The organism is Streptomyces sp. NPDC048001 (assembly GCF_043203115.1).
In the GTDB taxonomy this organism is placed as follows: domain Bacteria; phylum Actinomycetota; class Actinomycetes; order Streptomycetales; family Streptomycetaceae; genus Streptomyces; species Streptomyces sanyensis.
Map to the genome: position 1 here is coordinate 18,900 of NZ_JBIDBN010000017.1, position 15,484 is coordinate 34,383.

General features: G+C 74.1%; 14 protein-coding genes. 12 read left to right on the forward strand and 2 right to left on the reverse strand.

The window, feature by feature from the left end; translation table 11 throughout:
- Nucleotides 1-62 precede the first annotated feature (62 nt).
- The 10 genes from ACGF15_RS26645 to ACGF15_RS26690 all read left to right on the forward strand — a co-directional run bounded on the left by ACGF15_RS26645 (nt 63) and on the right by ACGF15_RS26690 (nt 10,014).
- The gene (locus tag ACGF15_RS26645; RefSeq protein WP_345612680.1) at nt 63-1,214 is read left to right on the forward strand and encodes an isopropylmalate synthase; all 1,152 of its coding nucleotides are present in this window, start codon (nt 63-65) and stop codon (nt 1,212-1,214) included.
- 76 nt (nt 1,215-1,290) lie between these two features.
- Nucleotides 1,291-1,476 (forward strand): lysine biosynthesis protein LysW, encoded by a 186-nt coding sequence (locus ACGF15_RS26650; protein WP_345612681.1) that lies wholly within the window; start codon nt 1,291-1,293, stop codon nt 1,474-1,476.
- Between the two features lies 1 nt (nt 1,477).
- Nucleotides 1,478-2,329 (forward strand): RimK family alpha-L-glutamate ligase, encoded by an 852-nt coding sequence (locus tag ACGF15_RS26655; RefSeq protein ID WP_345612683.1) that lies wholly within the window; start codon nt 1,478-1,480, stop codon nt 2,327-2,329.
- A complete protein-coding gene (gene argC / locus ACGF15_RS26660) occupies nt 2,326-3,381 on the forward strand; it encodes an N-acetyl-gamma-glutamyl-phosphate reductase (protein WP_362606966.1) in 1,056 nt (351 codons plus the stop codon). The genes ACGF15_RS26655 and argC overlap by 4 nt, the downstream gene beginning before the upstream one ends.
- 68 nt (nt 3,382-3,449) lie before the next feature.
- Nucleotides 3,450-4,271 (forward strand): acetylglutamate kinase, encoded by an 822-nt coding sequence (locus tag ACGF15_RS26665; protein WP_392802701.1) that lies wholly within the window; start codon nt 3,450-3,452, stop codon nt 4,269-4,271.
- A 12-nt stretch (nt 4,272-4,283) separates the two neighbouring features.
- Nucleotides 4,284-4,847 (forward strand): gamma-glutamyl-gamma-aminobutyrate hydrolase family protein, encoded by a 564-nt coding sequence (locus ACGF15_RS26670; protein ID WP_345612689.1) that lies wholly within the window; start codon nt 4,284-4,286, stop codon nt 4,845-4,847.
- Between the two features lie 70 nt (nt 4,848-4,917).
- Nucleotides 4,918-6,048 (forward strand): Glu/Leu/Phe/Val dehydrogenase dimerization domain-containing protein, encoded by a 1,131-nt coding sequence (locus ACGF15_RS26675; RefSeq protein ID WP_345612691.1) that lies wholly within the window; start codon nt 4,918-4,920, stop codon nt 6,046-6,048.
- A gap of 26 nt (nt 6,049-6,074) precedes the next feature.
- Nucleotides 6,075-7,736, forward strand: coding sequence for an AMP-binding protein (locus ACGF15_RS26680; protein WP_392802586.1), 1,662 nt, complete (start codon nt 6,075-6,077; stop codon nt 7,734-7,736).
- A 31-nt stretch (nt 7,737-7,767) separates the two neighbouring features.
- Nucleotides 7,768-9,084: a pyridoxal phosphate-dependent aminotransferase gene (locus tag ACGF15_RS26685; RefSeq protein WP_392802589.1), complete on the forward strand. Its 1,317-nt coding sequence runs from the start codon at nt 7,768-7,770 to the stop codon at nt 9,082-9,084.
- Nucleotides 9,085-9,108: 24 nt separating this feature from the next.
- The gene (locus tag ACGF15_RS26690; RefSeq protein WP_392802592.1) at nt 9,109-10,014 is read left to right on the forward strand and encodes a fumarylacetoacetate (FAA) hydrolase; all 906 of its coding nucleotides are present in this window, start codon (nt 9,109-9,111) and stop codon (nt 10,012-10,014) included.
- Between the two features lie 145 nt (nt 10,015-10,159).
- Here ACGF15_RS26690 and ACGF15_RS26695 read toward each other — a convergent pair whose 3' ends face one another.
- Both ACGF15_RS26695 and ACGF15_RS26700 read right to left on the reverse strand, forming a co-directional pair.
- Nucleotides 10,160-11,161, reverse strand: a complete 1,002-nt coding sequence (locus ACGF15_RS26695) for a TIGR00341 family protein (protein ID WP_392802595.1) — start codon at nt 11,159-11,161, stop codon at nt 10,160-10,162.
- Between the two features lie 95 nt (nt 11,162-11,256).
- Nucleotides 11,257-12,387, reverse strand: a complete 1,131-nt coding sequence (locus tag ACGF15_RS26700; protein WP_362606953.1) for a pyridoxal-phosphate dependent enzyme — start codon at nt 12,385-12,387, stop codon at nt 11,257-11,259.
- A 204-nt stretch (nt 12,388-12,591) separates the two neighbouring features.
- On the opposite strand from ACGF15_RS26700, the gene ACGF15_RS26705 reads away from it, so the two are divergent.
- Entirely contained in the window at nt 12,592-14,172 is a 1,581-nt protein-coding gene (locus tag ACGF15_RS26705) for a S8 family serine peptidase (RefSeq protein WP_345612703.1), read from the forward strand.
- A gap of 207 nt (nt 14,173-14,379) precedes the next feature.
- Nucleotides 14,380-15,243, forward strand: a complete 864-nt coding sequence (locus tag ACGF15_RS26710; RefSeq protein ID WP_345612705.1) for a DUF4190 domain-containing protein — start codon at nt 14,380-14,382, stop codon at nt 15,241-15,243.
- The last annotated feature ends 241 nt before the right edge of the window (nt 15,244-15,484 follow it).

Sequence of the window (15,484 nt, forward strand, 5' to 3'; positions counted from 1 at the left end):
GAAGCCGCCGAGTCCTTCGATTTCGGCTCACCGACCAGATCCAGAAAGAAGGAGTGAAGGCCATGAAAAATCCGGAAGGACCGAAGGGGAAGGCGAGCCCTCCTCGTATTTCCGATGCGACGCTGAGGGACTCCGCGCACATGGCGGGCGTCGAGTTCGGCCCGCGGGACGCCGCACGCATCGCGGAGCTGCTGGTGAGGACCGGCGTCTCCCTGGTCGAGGTGGGCATGGTCTCCGGCCCGGACTCCAAGGACGCCGACCTCGTACTGGCCACCCACGAGGCCGTCACCCCGGAACGGAGCATGACGCTCCTGGTCGTGCGGGACCGCCGCCAGGTCGCGAAGGCCCTGGACGAGGCGGAGCGGCTCGGCGTACGCCACATCATGTACTCCATCCCCACCTCCGAGCAGCACGCCAAGCTCAAGCTGGGATCGCCGAGCGCCAAGTTCCTGCACACCACCGCCTGCTCGGCGATCTCCCAGGCCAAGGAGCGGGGCTTCCACGTCACCTTCAGCGGCGAGGACGGCGCCCGCACCCCCCGCGAGCGGCTCGTGCCCTATGTCACCGCGGGCTTCGAGGCCGGGGCCGACCGCTTCCGCCTCGCGGAGACCGTCGCCTGCCTCTCGCCGTGGCAGATGGAGGAGGTGATCGCCGACCTCACCGAGATCGACGGCTCCGAGATCGAGATCCACTCCCACAACATGCTCGGCATGGCGGTGGCCAACTCCCTCGCCGCCGTGCGGGCCGGTGCCCGGTGGATCTCGGCGACCGTCGGCGGCATCGGCGAGCGCGGCGGGAACGCCCCGCTGGCGGAGCTCCTCACCTCGCTGCGCGTGGTCCACGGCGACACCCGCTTCGACCTGACCCATCTCACCGAGCTGTCCCGGACCGCGCTCCGGGGTGCCGGCCTCGGCGAGGCCTTCCAGCCCGGGCCGACCACCGCGCACGCCTTCGCCTACGAACTGCCGGGCCAGCTGACCCACCCGGAGGCGTACGAGACGCTGCCCGCCGAACTCCTCGGCAACGCACGGGAACTGCGGGTGCGCACCCGCCTCACGCCGGCGCTCCTCCGGTGGGCCCTCGACGGCTCGGGCGCCGAGGTCGACGTCGACGCCTTCACGCCGTGGCTCGTCGAGCGCCAGGAACGGGACGGCGCACCGCTCCTCGACCGCGACGCCGTCCGCAAGGCCGCCATCGACTTCCAGGCCGCCTGATCCGGCGCCCGCCGGCCGGCCGCCTCCAACTCCCCCCGCCCTCCCGCACCACCACCACGACCTACGGAGTCACCCCATGACCACCGCCACCCTGAGCGGCATCTGCCCCGAGTGCGAGACCGACCTGACCGTGCCCCCGATCGTCCGGGGGGAGACGCTCTCCTGCCCCGAGTGCATGCTGACGCTGCGCGTCGAGGACGTCCGGGACGGCAGCCTCACCCTCCAGATGGTCGAGGTCCAGCTCCGCGACTGGGGCCAGTGAGATGGCCCCGCACGTAGCGATCGTCGCGGACCGCATCGGCTGGGAGGAACGCCGGCTGATCGAGACCGCCCCGGAGCACGGCCTGCGCATCGACTGGGTCAACGACGAGTCCCTGTGCCTCGGCCACCCCGAGGCCCCCGCGGTGACCGGCTACCAGGCACTCCTCGTGCGCAGCCGCAGCTACACCCGCGGCGGCCTGGTCGCCACCCTCGCCGAAGCGGCCGGAGTCCCCGTCCTCAACAGCGCGGGGGCCATCAACGCCTGCGAGAACAAGGCGGTCCTGCGCAGCGTGCTGCACGCCGCGGGGGTCCCCGTGCCGGACTTCCGGCTCGTGCTCTCCCGCAAGGACTTCACCGCGGCTCTCGGCGAACTGGAACCACCGGTCGTGCTGAAGCCGGTCTTCGGCGGCATGGGCAAGCGCGTCACCCTGATCCGGCACGCCGACACCGCCCAGTCCGTCTACGACTACGTCGAGGACCTCGGGCACGCCTTCGAGCAGGCGTGCCTGCTGGAGCCCTACCTGGACGGCGGCACCTCGGTCCGCTGCCTCGTGGTCGGCCGGGAACTGGTCGCCGCCGCCGAGTTCGCGAGCGCGGGCGAGGACTGGCGCAGCAACGCGGCCCTCGGCAACCAGAGCCGTGCGCTGGACCACGACCCGGACATCGGCAAGATCGTCGACGGGGTGCTGGGCGCCCTCGGTCCGGGCATCTACGGCATCGACCTGTTCCGGACCGCCGACGGATACGTCGTCAACGAGGTCAACCACGCCCCGGCGTTCAGGGCCGTCACCCAGTCCACCGGGGCGGACATCCCGCGGGCCGTCGCCCGCCATCTGCAGGAGATACTCACGTGATCCGTGTCGGAGTCGTCGGCGCCTCGGGCCTCGCCGGCGGCGAACTCATCAGGCTGGTCACCCAGCACCCCGACCTGGAGCTGGCCTTCCTCGGCGGCTCCTCCAACATCGGCAGGCGCCCGGCCGAACTGCACCCGGGCCTGCGGCTCGAACTCGGCCTGACCGTGGAACCGGTCACCGAGGACGTCGCCGACCGCGTCGACGTCCTGCTGCTGGCGACCCCGGCCCCGGTGTCGGCGGAACTGGCCGGGCTGCTCGCGGACCGGATCCCGGCCGTGGTCGACCTCAGCGGCGCGTTCCGCATCCGGACACCGGAGCTGCACGACCGGTGGTACCCCAAGGTCGCACGGCGCACCGACCTGGCGGACCGCTTCGTCTACGGCGTGCCCGAGCTGGTCGGCGACCGGATGGCGGACGCCGCGCTGATCTCCCTGCCCGGCTGCTACGCCACGGCGATCACCCTGGGCCTGGCCCCCCTCACCCTCGGCCTCGGTCTGGACCTCGGCAACGTGGTGGTGGACGGCAAGAGCGGCTCCAGCGGCGGCGGGCTGCAGCTGCGCACCGCGGACCTGCACCCGCTGCGCGCCGGTGCCATCGCCCCGTACGCCCCGGTGGGGCACCGGCACGCCGCCGAGGTCGGCGACTTCCTCGGCCGCGGCGGGCGGGGCAGCATCGGCAGGCTGTCCATGTCGGCCTACGGCGTCCCCCAGGTGCGCGGACTGCTCACCAGCTCGTACGTGTTCCTCGACGAGCCCGTGGACCAGCGCGAACTCCAGCGGGCGTACCTGCGCTTCTACAAGGAGCACCGGTTCGTGCGGGTGCGGCGGCACACCGAGACCCTGGTCCCGGTGCCCGACCCGCAGGCCGTCCTGGGCTCCAACTACTGCGACGTGACGGTGATGCACGACGAGGAGGGCGGCCGCATCGTCGTCCTCGCCGCCCTGGACAACCTGGTCAAGGGCGCCGCGGGCCAGGCCGTGCAGGCGGTGAACAGGCGGTTCGCGCTGCCGGAGGAGGCGGGCCTGTCGATGCTGCCCGTGATGCCGGCATGAACGGTGACGCCGGCATGAACGGTGACGCCGGCACGGACGGTGGCGCCGGCATGAACGGCGACGTCGGCATGAACGGTGGCGCCGGGACGGACGGTGCGAGGCCCGGACCGGCGCCGACCGTGGTCAAGCTCGGCGGCAGCTGCCTGGAGACCCTCGCCGAAGCCTGGTGGGACGACCTGGCCCGGCACGCGCGGGAGCACCCCGTGGTCCTCGTGCACGGCTGGTCCCGGCCGCTGAAGGCGCTCAGGCCCCGCTACCGCGACGGCTCGGCGATCCTGCGGGACCGGTACGGCAACCAGAGCAGGTGGACCACGCCCGAGGTCCTCGCGGACATCCGCACCGTCAGCGCCCGCCTGGGCGAGGAGATCCTCCGCCGCCTGGAGCGGCGGGGCCTCGCGGCGGAGCGGATCCTCGGCAGCGACGGGCTGGTCACCGCGGGCGAGGGCGAACGCTGGTGGTGGAAGGACCGCGAACTGGTCGAACTGGACAACCTGGTCGGCCCGATCACGGGGGTGGACCCCTCGCTGCTGAAGAACCTGGCACCGGGCCGCAGCTGCCTGGTCACCCCCCTGGCCCGCAACGGCGCCGGCCGGGAGGTGAACACCGACGGCGACCGGGCGGCCGCCGCCGTCGCCGGTGCCCTCGGCGCCGGGGGCCTGGTCCTCGTCACCGACGTCGCCCATCTGCTCGTCGACGGCGAACCGGTGCCCCGGATCACCGCCCGGGCCGCCGCCGAGTTCCGGGACAGGAAGGCCACCGGCGGGATGCGCAAGAAGCTGCGTGCCGCCGGCGAGGCACTGGACGCCGGAGTGGGCCGCGTCGTCATCGGCAGCGCGCCCGTCACCGAACTGCTCGCCGGGAGCACCGGCACCGCCATCACCCGCAACTGAGGAGTACCGAGCATGACGCAGCCCCGAGTGCTCGTCGTCAACAACGGCACGCTGTCCCTGAAACAACTCCGCGCCCGGCTGGAGCAGCTGGGCTCGGTGACCGAAGCGGTCGACGTGGCCTCCGTGCCCGCCCGCCTCGACGGCCGCTACCAGGCCGTCGTCCTGAGCGGCACCAAGGTGCGCGCCCACGACACCGCCTTCTACCGGCCGCTGACCGACCTCGTGATGGGCGCCGGGGTGCCGGTGCTCGGGATCTGCGGCGGCATGCAGCTGCTGGCGGTGGCGGCCGGCGGGCGGCTGGAGGAGGGCCCGCAGCGCGTCGGCGGCCACGAGGCGCAGGTGGACACGGAGGAGCCGCTGTTCACCTACGTCAAGCCGACGGTGACCGTCTTCCACCGGCACACCCTCTACCTCCGCGAGGCTCCCGAGGGCTTCCGCTCCATCGGCCGCTCCGCGCACGCACCCGTGGAGTTCCTCCGCTCCGACGACGGCCGGATCCACGGCTCCCAGGCCCATCTGGAGTTCCGCAGCGACGGCCTCGAGATCCTGCGCGGCTTCGCCCGGCTCTACCGGTGACGCCGCCTCCCGCCCGGGGCGCGCGCACCCCCCTCCCCCCGAACCCACCCCACTCACGGAAGGACCCGCAATGAGCGCCGAGGACAGTACGCAGGAACCCGCGTTCACCGTGCACCTGAACGGCAGCGGCGGCAGCCTCAAGGGCTGGGTGGTCGTCGACACCCTGGTCGACGGCCTCGCGATGGGCGGCACCCGGATGACCCCCGGCGTCACCGAGGAGGAGGTCGCCGGACTCGCCCGCGACATGACCGACAAGTTCACCCTCGCGGGGCTGCGCATCGGAGGGGCCAAGGCCGGCATCGCCTCCGACGGCACCGACCGGGAGACGACCTTCCGCACCTTCGGCCGCACCGTCAAGCCGCTGCTGCACGGCGGCATCCACCTCGGCATCGACATGGGGGTCACCCCGGCCGACCGCGCCGTCTTCTTCGCCGAGGCCGGCTACGACCCGCGCTACCGGCTGGGCGCCCCGGACATGCCCATCGACTGGCGGACGTACTACGAGCCCCTGATCGACTGCACCGGGCACGGGGTCGGAGTGGCCGCCGTCACCGCCCTGGAGGCAAGCGGCGGCACCCGTCCGGCGCGCGTCGTGGTGCAGGGCTTCGGAGCGGTGGGAAGGGCCGTCGCCCGCTACCTGGAGGACCGCGGCCACCGCGTCGTCGGCGTCGCCGACGTGCACGGCACCCTCACCGCGGACCGGCTGCCCGTGGCCGACCTGGTGGCCGTCACGGACCAGTTCGGGCAGATCGACCGCTCCCGGCTGCCGGAGGGCGTCACGGAGTCCCGCGAGCCGGACGCCTGGCTGGACGTCGACGCCGACCTGCTGGTCCTCGCGGCGCAGAAGTACGCGCTCACCGCGGAGAACACGCACCGGCTGCGCGCCCGGCTGGTCGTCGAGGGCGCCAACCTCGCCTCCAGCGACGAGGCCAAGGAGAAGATCGCGGCCTCGGGCTCCACCCTGGTCCCCGGCGTGATCGCCAACATCGGCGGCGCGGCGTCGGCCGCCCTGGCCGTCACCCGGGTCGTCCCCTTCGACCTGGCGGCGGAGGCCCGCAAGGCCTGGGTCTTCGACTGGGTCGCCGACCGGGTGCGACACAACACCCGGGACCTCCTCCAGATCGCCGCCGCGCGTGCGGGCAACCCGCTGCCCGAGCTGCTGGACGCCCGCCGCAAGGACCGCCGCGAGGGCCTGCGATGAGCCGGGCCGGCGGATCCTCCGCGGCTGTGCACGCCGCGGCGGCCACCGCGTCCGCCGAGGAACGGGCGGCGGAGTACCGGCGCCGCGGCTGGTGGCGCGAGGAGACCTTCCTCGACGACCTCTCCCGCCAGGCACGGGAGCGCCCGCACAAGCTCGCCGTCGCGGGACGCCGGGTCGCCGAGTCGCGCACCGACACCCTCACCTACGCCGAACTCGCCCGGCTGACGGAGCGCTTCGCCCTGGCCCTGGGCGGACTCGGGGTCCGCCGCGGCGACGTCGTCGCCGTGCAGCTGCCCAACCGGTGGGAGATGGTCCCGCTGATGTTCGCCTGCATGCGCATCGGCGCCGTCATCTGCCCGATCTCCCCGATCTGCCCGGAGAGCGAGCTGCGCCACCGGCTCGGCCTCACCGGGGCCCGGGTGTGCGTCACGCTCCCCCGGTGGGCGGGCACACCCCTGGCGCGGATCGTCACCGGGCTCCGGGGCGAACTGCCCTCGCTCAACCATGTGCTGGTCGTGGACGGGCCGGTGCCCGAGGGGGCGCTCTCCTTCCACGACCACGTCGCGGCCGAGGAGCGCGAGGCGCACGGGGACCCCGGGCCGCAGGGCCCGGCGCTGACGGCGGACGAGCCCTTCGTGGTCCTGTTCACCTCCGGCACCACCGGGGAGTCCAAGGGCGTGCTGCACAGCCAGAACACGGTCCACTCGGCCGTGCGCGGCTATGCCGGCGCCTTCGGCCTCGGCGACGACTGGGTCGCCGCCGTGTCCACGCCGCTCGTGCACTACTCGGGCTTCGCCCAGGGCGTGCTCGCCGGCGTCATGCTCGGCGGCACCGTGGCCTTCCAGGACGTGCGCAGGAACGATGCGCTCCTGGACCTCGTGGAGCGCTACGGCGCCACGCTCCTGTACGGCCCGCCCGCCACCCTCGCGGACGTGGCCGCCTCGCAGCGGTCCGCCCGCCGGGACACGAGCACGCTGCGCCACGTGGTCATCGGCTCCGCACCGGTCCTGAAGGCGCTGGCCGACGAGGTCCACGAAACGCTCGGCGCGCGCACCTACTCCCTGTGGGGCATGTCCGAGAACGGACCGGTGACCATGACCCGCCCCGAGGATCCCGAACTCCGGGCGGCGGAGAGCAACGGGCGCGCCATCGACGCCATGCAGACCCGCATCGACCCCACGGGAACCGACGCCACGGGCAGCCCCGTCGGCCGGCTCAGGGTGCGCGGCGCCTCGCTGGCCCTCGGCTACTACCGGCGGGAGGAGGCGTTCGCGGCGGAGTTCGGCGCGGACGGCTGGTTCGACACCGGGGACCTCGCGCGGGACGACGGCAGCGGCGGCATCCGGATCGTCGGCCGCGCCCGCGACGCGATCGTCCGGGACGGACGGGTGGCCCCCATGACGGAGCTGGAGGCCGTCATCGGCAGCCACCCGAAGGCCGTCGAGGCGGCCCTGGTGGGGCTGCCGTCCGGGGCGGACCGCGGCGGGACGGAGATCTGCGCCGTGGTCGTGCCGCACGGAGCCGAGGGGCCCTCGCTCGAGGAGGTCCGCTCCCACCTCCGGGAGTCGGGGCACGACTCCGGCTTCCTGCCGGACCGGGTGGAGCTGCTGCCCGCCCTGCCCAAGACGCTGACCGGCAAGGTCCGCAAGGCGGAGCTGCGGCAGCGGTACGCCCCGACGGCCGGCTGACGGCCCCGAGCCCTTCACCCTGGAGCTGGACATGCCCGAGTACACAGCGGTCCCCATGTCGGCGACCCTCGCCGCCGACGAAGCCCTCGCCCGCAGGCGCCGGGCGGGGGAGCGCGTCCTGCCGATGGCGAGCGGGGAGATCGGCCTGCCCGTGCTTCCCGCCCTGCGGGACCGGCTCGCCGCCGCGGCGGACGAGAACGCGTACGGCCCCGTGCCCGGCAGCGAGGCCCTGCGCACCGCCGCCGCCGGCTACTGGGCGCGGCGGGGCCTGGCCGTCGACCCGGGGCTCGTCGTGGCCGGGCCCGGCAGCAAGCCGCTGCTGTTCGCCCTGCTGCTCGCCCTCGGCGGCGACGTGGTCGTGCCCGTGCCGAGCTGGGTGAGCTACGCGGCGCACGCCCGGCTCGCGGGGGCGCGCCCGCTGCCGGTGCCGATCCGGCCGGGCGAGGGCGGGGTGCCGGATCCGGAGCGGCTGCGCGAGGCGGTCACCGCGGCCCGCGCCGCGGGCCGGGACCCCCGCACCGTGGTGGTGACCGTGCCGGACAACCCGACCGGCACCGTCGCCTCGCCCGGCACGCTGCGGCGCCTGGCCGCGGCGGCCCGCGAGCTCGACCTGGTGATCGTCTCCGACGAGATCTACGGCGACCTGCACTTCGACACCCCGGCCCCGGCCGGGTCCCCCGCCCGGCACGCTCCCGAACGCACCGTCGTGACCACCGGCCTGACCAAGAACCTGGCGGTGGGCGGATGGCGCACCGGAGTGGCCCGGCTGCCCGACAGCGACACCGGCCGTGCCCTGCACACCCGGCTCGTCTCCGTCGCCAGCCAGATCTGGTCGAGTCCGCCGGCACCCGTGCAGGCGGCCGCCGCCTACGCCTTCGGCGAGCCACCGGAGATCACCGAACGCATCGCGGCCGCGCGCCGGCTGCACGGGGCGGTGGCGCGCGCGGTCGCCGGCCGCTTCACCGCGGCCGGGGCGCTCCTCGCGCCGGTCCGCGCGACCTGCTACCTGTACCCGGACTTCGAGCCGCTGCGGGACCGGCTCGCCCGGACCCACGGTGTGGAGGGCGGCGAGGACCTGGCCCGGTTCCTCGGCGAGCGCCACGGCATAGGGGTGCTCCCGGCCGGCGCGTTCGGAGAGCAGGGACAGCTCCTGCGGATCCGGGCCGCCACCAGCCGCCTGTACGGCGACTCCGACGCACAGCGCACCGCCGCGCTCCAGGCGCCGGACCCGCTCGCGCTGCCCTGGATCCGGCAGGCGGTCGAGTGGGTCGGCGACGCACTGTCCGACCTCACCGGCGCACGGCCCCACCCGCACCGCCACAGCACCGCCCCCGCCCGCCAGTTCTGACCACGAGGCCAAGGAGGCCCTTCCATGTCTGTCCCGACCCTCTTCGAGGCCATCTACCGGGGTGCGCGCCATGTCGGCTTCGGGCTGCCCGAGCCGGGTGCGCCGCAGACCCTCCACCCGGTGGCCGACGGGCAGCTGGCGGCGGCCGTCGTCGCCGCCGGCGGCTCGGAGGCCGCCTTGCGCGCCGCGGTCACCGACGGCGCCGAGAGCGTCACCGTCACCGCCGGGGACCCGGAGGTGCGTCCGCTGCCGCCGCTGCTGCCCACGGCCTCCGGCCATGCGCTGCTGAGCGGGTTCATGGGCACCCACAAGAAGAAGTGGGGCGGTCTCAGCGCCCCCGCGGACGGGGACTTCACGCCGCCCAAGTGGTTCTTCAAGGGCTTCGGCGACTGGGTGCGGATGCCGGGCGAGGCACTGCACGTCCCCGCCGAGCCGGTGGCGCTGATCGAGGAGCCGGAGGTGGCCCTCGTCTACGTCAACGACGCCGACGGCAGGCCGCACTACGCGGGCTACACCTTCGGCAACGACCTGTGCGACATCGGCCTGCACCGCAGGGACCCCGGCTACAACCCGTACTGCAAGCTGTGCGACACCGCGCTGGCCCCCTGGCTGTTCCTGGGCGAACCGCCGCGCTCGGTGACCGGCCGGGTCACCATCGAGCGGGACGGTGCGGCCGCCTGGAGCGGGAGCTTCGACTGCGGCTCGGACGCCCTGTACTTCCGGGTGCCGGACATGGTGGAGCACCTGTTCTCGTTCCCCGCGGTGCGCCGTCCCGGCCTGGTCAACTACGTCCTCCTGGGCGCCGACGAGGCGAGCTTCCACGAGGGCTTCCGCATCGCCGACGGCGACCGGATCGCCATCGACGTCAAGAGCCACGGCGTCGCCTTCGCCAACACGGTGCGCCACGTCTCCCCGGGCCGCCCCGCCTGAGCACCCCCGGGTGCGGCGCCCGCCGGAATCCGGTGCCCTCCCGCCCGCGGCGGCCGGTCGCGAAGGCCGCCGCGGGCGGGCGCGCCCGGCCCCGCGGCACCGGGCGTCCCGCCCGTCGCCGGGGCGCCGCCCGCTGCCGGCCTCGTTACTGGCCCACCCGCCCGACCTCGACCCGCCTGCCGCGGGTGGACTCCACCACCACCGGGATGCCGTTGGGGATCTGGCCTTCCAGCCGCTCCAGCAGGCCGTCCACCGGAGGGAGGTCGTCCTTGGTGCGGACCTGGATGTAGAGCGTCCTGGAGGCGGCGCTCACCTGGGTGACCGTGGCTCCGGGGTCGTCCGCGAGCCACAGCTCGGCCTGGGTCTTGGCGCGGGCAGTCCAGGTGTTGATCAGCAGGGTGAGCGCGGTGTTGGCGGCCAGCGGTACGAAGACCACGGCGAACAGCAGGCTCATCGCCACGTACACGGTGCGCCGGGGCCGGCGCCGGCCTGCGGTGGGCTCCGCCCCGTAGCCCAGGGTCGCGAAGACCACGATGCCGCCGAAGATCAGGGCGAACAGGTTGGACACGAACAGCAGCACCGCGCCGAGCGCCAGCCACACCTGGCCGTGGCTGAGGCACACCCCGGCCACCACCAGGGGCGGGACCAGGGAGATCGCGATGGCCACCCCGGGCAGGACGGCGGCCACATCGCGGCGGGCGAGCGCCACGGCGCCGGCGAAGCCGGTCGCCAGGGCGGCGATCAGGTCCATCAGCCCGGGGGAGGTGCGGGAGGAGATCTGGCTGTTGGAGAGCAGGTCGTAGTTGTCCGGCAGCACGACGGACAGCAGGGCCCCGATGGCGATCACCAGGAGGCAGGAGGCGAGCACGGTCCTGATCGAGCGGGTCCGGCGGCTCATCACCGACCCGACGGCGATGCTCATGATCGGGGTGGACAGCGGAGCGATGATCATGGCGCCGATCACGGTCGCGGTGGAGTCCGTGAGCACCCCTCCGGCGGCGATGACCGCGGACAGGGTCAGCATGGTCCAGAACGCGGACCGCTTCGCCCCGGTGTCCCCGGACGACAGGTCGAGGTCGTCCGACAGCTCTTCCAGTGAGCGGCGCTGGGAGGCGGGCAGGACACGGTTGCGGACTCCGCTGAGCATCCCCCTCACGTATCACGGGCCGTGCGGGACCCGCGGCACGACACGGGGACCCGCGGCCCGGGACCCCCGCACGGCCCCCTCGCCGCGGGAGCGGCTCAGCGGGCCGGGCCGGACTTCGCGCCCGCCCCGCACAGCGGCACCACCGCCGTGCGGTCCGTCCAGGCGCCCGCGGCGGCCCAGCAGACCGCGGCGGTGGGCTCCACGAACAGCCCGCGGCGGGCGAGGTCGCGCCGGGCGGCGAGGACGGCGTCCTCCGGGACGGTCAGGATCCGGCCCCCCGACTCCCGTACCGCGCGGAGGATCTGACGGGCCCGCGGCGGCGCGGCGACGGCGATGCCCTCGGCGACGGTCGCGGGGGCGGCGGGGGCGCCCGCGGCGGCCTTCGCCCCGTCACCGGCCGCACCGCGGGGTGCGATCAGGTCCTCCGCTCCCGCCCGGTGGGCGGCGGCCAGCGGGGCGACCGCCTCCGCCTGCACGCCCACCAGGGCCGGTGCGGTGCCGATCAGCCCGTGGGCGCGCAGCTCCCCGATCGCGAGGGAGGCGCCGAGCAGCAGGGTGCCGTTGCCCACGGGGAGGACGAGCGTCTCCGGCAGGGTGCCGCCCAGGTCCTCCCAGAGCTCGTACACATAGGTCTTGGTGCCGTGCAGGAAGTACGGGTTGTATACGTGGCTCGCGTAGAAGACGCCTGGCCGGCCGGCGGCCGTCCGGGCGGCCTCGGCGGTGGCCTCGCGGTCGCCGGGCACCACCTCCAGCCGGGCCCCGTGCGCCAGGATCTGCCCGGTCTTCTTCGGTGAGGTGCCCTCCGGGACCATCACCGTGCAGTCGAGTCCGGCCCGGGCGCAGTAGGCGGAGATCGCGCATCCCGCGTTCCCGCTGCTGTCGGCGAGGACGCGGCGGGCGCCGAGGCGCCGCGCGAGTTCGGCCGGCATCACCGCTCCCCGGTCCTTGAAGGAGAGCGTGGGCATCAGGAACTCCACTTTGGCCGAAACCGTACGGGTCAGCGTGACCAGGGGCGTTCGCCCCTCGCCGAGCGAGCAGGTGGGCGCCGTGAAGGGCAGCGCCTCGGCGTAGCGCCACAGCGAGCCGACCCGCGCGCCCAGGTGCCCGCGGGGGACCGGTGCGGCGGGAAAGTCCAGGTCGAGGGCGCCCGCGCAGGACGGACAGCGCCAGATGGCGGCGTCGACCGGCCAGTGGCCCGTGCAGTCCGGGCAGCGGTAGCGCGTCATGGGCCGTTAGCATGGCAGGCCCGTGGCGCTCGTGTTTCCGGGCGTACGGGCCCCCTTGTGTGATTCCTATGGATCGGCCAACCTTTTCGCTCGACGGGCGGACGAGAAGTGCCGGCGCCTCGGTACGGATGTGTTGGCATGTCCCTGACGTCTGCTTGTCATGACCCCCACAGCAACGCACCACCAATGAGGAGGACCCCTCACATGTCTGTGATGCGTGACTCGCGGCGAAGAATCGCCGCAGCCAGCGCCATAGCCGTCGCCGCCCTCGTGGCCGGCGCCGCCTCCGCGCTTCCCGCCGGCGCGGCCGAGCCGTCCCCCGTCGGCGAGATCCAGAACGCCGGTGCTCCCGGCACCATCGAGGGCAGCTACATCGTGACCCTGGACGAGTCCGAGGCCGATGCGGGCTCCACCGAGGGCAGGAAGGTCGCGGCCGAGTACGGCGCGAAGATCAAGCGGACCTACAACGCGGCGCTCAACGGCTACGCGGTGCAGGTCAGCGAGGCGCAGGCCAGGAAGCTCGCGGCGGACCCGGCCGTCGAGTCGGTCGTCCAGGACCGCGTCTTCACCATCTCCGGCACCCAGCCGAGCCCGCCGTCCTGGGGCCTCGACCGCATCGACCAGCGGTCGCTGCCGCTCGACCAGAGCTACACCTACCCGGACTCCGCGGGCCAGGGCGTGACCGTCTACGTCATCGACACCGGCGTGCGGATCAGCCACAACGACTTCGGCGGGCGGGCCTTCAACGGCTACGACGCCGTCGACAACGACAACACGGCGCAGGACGGCCACGGTCACGGCACGCACGTCGCCGGCACGGTCGCGGGGTCCTCCTACGGTGTGGCCAAGAAGGCCAAGATCGTCGGCGTCCGCGTCCTCAACAACCAGGGCTCCGGCACGACCGCCCAGGTCGTCGCGGGCATCGACTGGGTGACCCAGAACGCCCAGAAGCCCGCCGTGGCCAACATGAGCCTCGGCGGCGGCGTGGACAGCGCCCTCGACCAGGCCGTCCGCAACTCGATCGCCTCCGGCGTCACCTACGCGGTGGCGGCGGGCAACAGCGGCGCGAACGCCTCCAACTACTCGCCCGCCAGGGTCGCCGAGGCGATCACGGTCGGCTCGACGACCAGTTCCGACGCGCGCTCCAGCTTCTCCAACTACGGCAGCGTGGTGGACATCTTCGCGCCGGGTTCCTCGATCACCTCGGCCTGGAACTCCAGCGACTCGGCCACCAACACCATCTCCGGCACCTCGATGGCGTCGCCGCACGCCGCGGGCGCCGCCGCGCTCTACCTCGCCGACAACACCTCGGCGACCCCGGCGCAGGTGTCCACGGCCCTCGCCGACTCCGCCACCGAGGGCAAGGTCGGCAACCCGGGCTCCGGTTCGCCCAACCGCCTGCTGTACGTCGGCGACGGCGGCACCACGCCGCCGCCGGACGGGGACCGCTTCGAGAACACCGGCGACTACGCGATCAGCGACAACTCCACGGTCGAGTCGCCGATCACGGTCAGCGGCGTCTCCGGCAACGCGCCCTCGGACCTCGCGGTGTCGGTGGACATCAAGCACACCTACATCGGTGACCTGAAGGTGGACCTCGTCGCCCCCGACGGCTCGGTCTACAACCTGAAGTCCTACGGTTCCGGCGGCAGTTCGGACAACATCCTGACCACCTACACGGTGGACGCCTCCTCCGAGGCGGCCAACGGCACCTGGAAGCTGCGCGTGAGCGACAACGCGTGGTGGGACACCGGCAAGATCGACGCCTGGTCGATGCAGTTCTGACCCGGCGCTGATCCAGCCTTCCCGAGGGAGGGGCGGCCGCTCGCGGCCGTCCCTCCCGCTGTGTGGCGGCCGTCCCTCCCGCTGTGTGCGCGCCGCCCCGGCCGCCGTGGGTGCGGCCCCGCCCCGCCCGCCCCGGCGGCCTGCCCCCGTCGTATGATCCGCGCGTCCGTTCGCACTGGTTCGAACGACGACCGAGGAGCAACGACCGTGGACCCCGCAGCCCAGAACGGGCAGCCGCCGAACCCGCAGCAGCCCTACGGCGCCCCGCCCGGCGCCCAGCCCCCCGCCCCGCAGCCCTACGGCACCCCGCCGGCGCCCTTCGGCCAGCCGGGCGCGGGCCCGTACGCGGGCCATCCGCCGCACCCCGCGTACGGCGCGCCGAGCACCCCCTACCCGGGGGTCCCCGGGCAGCGGCCGGTCAACGGACTGGCCGTCGCCGCCCTGGTGGTGGGCCTGGTGTGCTGCATCCCGCCGCTCGGCCTGGTGTTCGGCATCATCGCGCTGGCCCAGATCAGGCGGTCGGGTCAGCGGGGCAAGGGCATGGCCGTCGCCGGTATCGCCCTCTCCGCCGTCAGCACGCTGCTGACCGTCGCCTTCGTGGCGACCGGCGCCGCGGGCGAGTTCATGCGCGGGGTCCGGGACGGCCTGGACGCCGCGGCCAGCAGCCCCTTCGACCTGGCCGAGGGCGACTGCTTCGACATCCCCGGCAAGGAGGTCCCCGAGGAGTCGGAGGCCTTCTCCGTCCCGACGGTGGACTGCGCCCGGCCGCACGACGCCGAGGTCACGGGCAGCTACCGGCTGGAGGACGAGGGCGGCTACCCCGGCTCGGCCGCGGACGAGCGCGAGATGGAGGGGCGTTGCCACCTCATGAGCGAGGAGTACGTGCCGGACCCGGACGCCCTCGCCCCGCACATCGCCAACTTCTACTACCTGCCCACGCGGGAGAGCTGGTCGCTCGGCGACCGCACCGTCACCTGTGCGCTGGCCGCGACGGAGGGCACGCTCACCGGCTCCCTCAAGGACGGAGCGGGGACCGAGGACGGCGCCTCGGGCGGCGGGACCGGCGTCTGAGCCCGAGGCCGGTCCCGCCGTTCGGGGGCGGGCCGGCTCGGCGGCGGCGCGGCCCCCGGCCGGCCGCGGCGGTCGGCTCGCCGTCCGCCGTGTCCCCGTCCGGGGGGCAGAACCCCGAGGAAGCCATTGGCCTGGACCATCAGGGCCAAGGGGGCGTACCGGTGCGCCTCCCCCGGGGCCGTGCACACGGGTGCCAAACCCCCGCCGACCGGGAAGTCATCACATCGGGTGACACTTTGGC

Excerpts from the sequence above, each read along its gene's own strand:
- ACGF15_RS26650 (WP_345612681.1), top strand. The coding sequence starts at position 1,291 with ATGACCACCGCCACCCTGAGCGGCATCTGCCCCGAGTGCGAGACCGAC.
- ACGF15_RS26690 (WP_392802592.1), top strand. The coding sequence starts at position 9,109 with ATGTCTGTCCCGACCCTCTTCGAGGCCATCTACCGGGGTGCGCGCCAT.
- ACGF15_RS26695 (WP_392802595.1), bottom strand. The coding sequence starts at position 11,161 with ATGCTCAGCGGAGTCCGCAACCGTGTCCTGCCCGCCTCCCAGCGCCGC.
- ACGF15_RS26670 (WP_345612689.1), top strand. The coding sequence starts at position 4,284 with ATGACGCAGCCCCGAGTGCTCGTCGTCAACAACGGCACGCTGTCCCTG.
- ACGF15_RS26665 (WP_392802701.1), top strand. The coding sequence starts at position 3,450 with ATGAACGGTGGCGCCGGGACGGACGGTGCGAGGCCCGGACCGGCGCCG.
- ACGF15_RS26675 (WP_345612691.1), top strand. The coding sequence starts at position 4,918 with ATGAGCGCCGAGGACAGTACGCAGGAACCCGCGTTCACCGTGCACCTG.
- ACGF15_RS26645 (WP_345612680.1), top strand. The coding sequence starts at position 63 with ATGAAAAATCCGGAAGGACCGAAGGGGAAGGCGAGCCCTCCTCGTATT.
- ACGF15_RS26655 (WP_345612683.1), top strand. The coding sequence starts at position 1,478 with ATGGCCCCGCACGTAGCGATCGTCGCGGACCGCATCGGCTGGGAGGAA.
- ACGF15_RS26700 (WP_362606953.1), bottom strand. The coding sequence starts at position 12,387 with ATGACGCGCTACCGCTGCCCGGACTGCACGGGCCACTGGCCGGTCGAC.
- ACGF15_RS26685 (WP_392802589.1), top strand. The coding sequence starts at position 7,768 with ATGCCCGAGTACACAGCGGTCCCCATGTCGGCGACCCTCGCCGCCGAC.
- ACGF15_RS26705 (WP_345612703.1), top strand. The coding sequence starts at position 12,592 with ATGTCTGTGATGCGTGACTCGCGGCGAAGAATCGCCGCAGCCAGCGCC.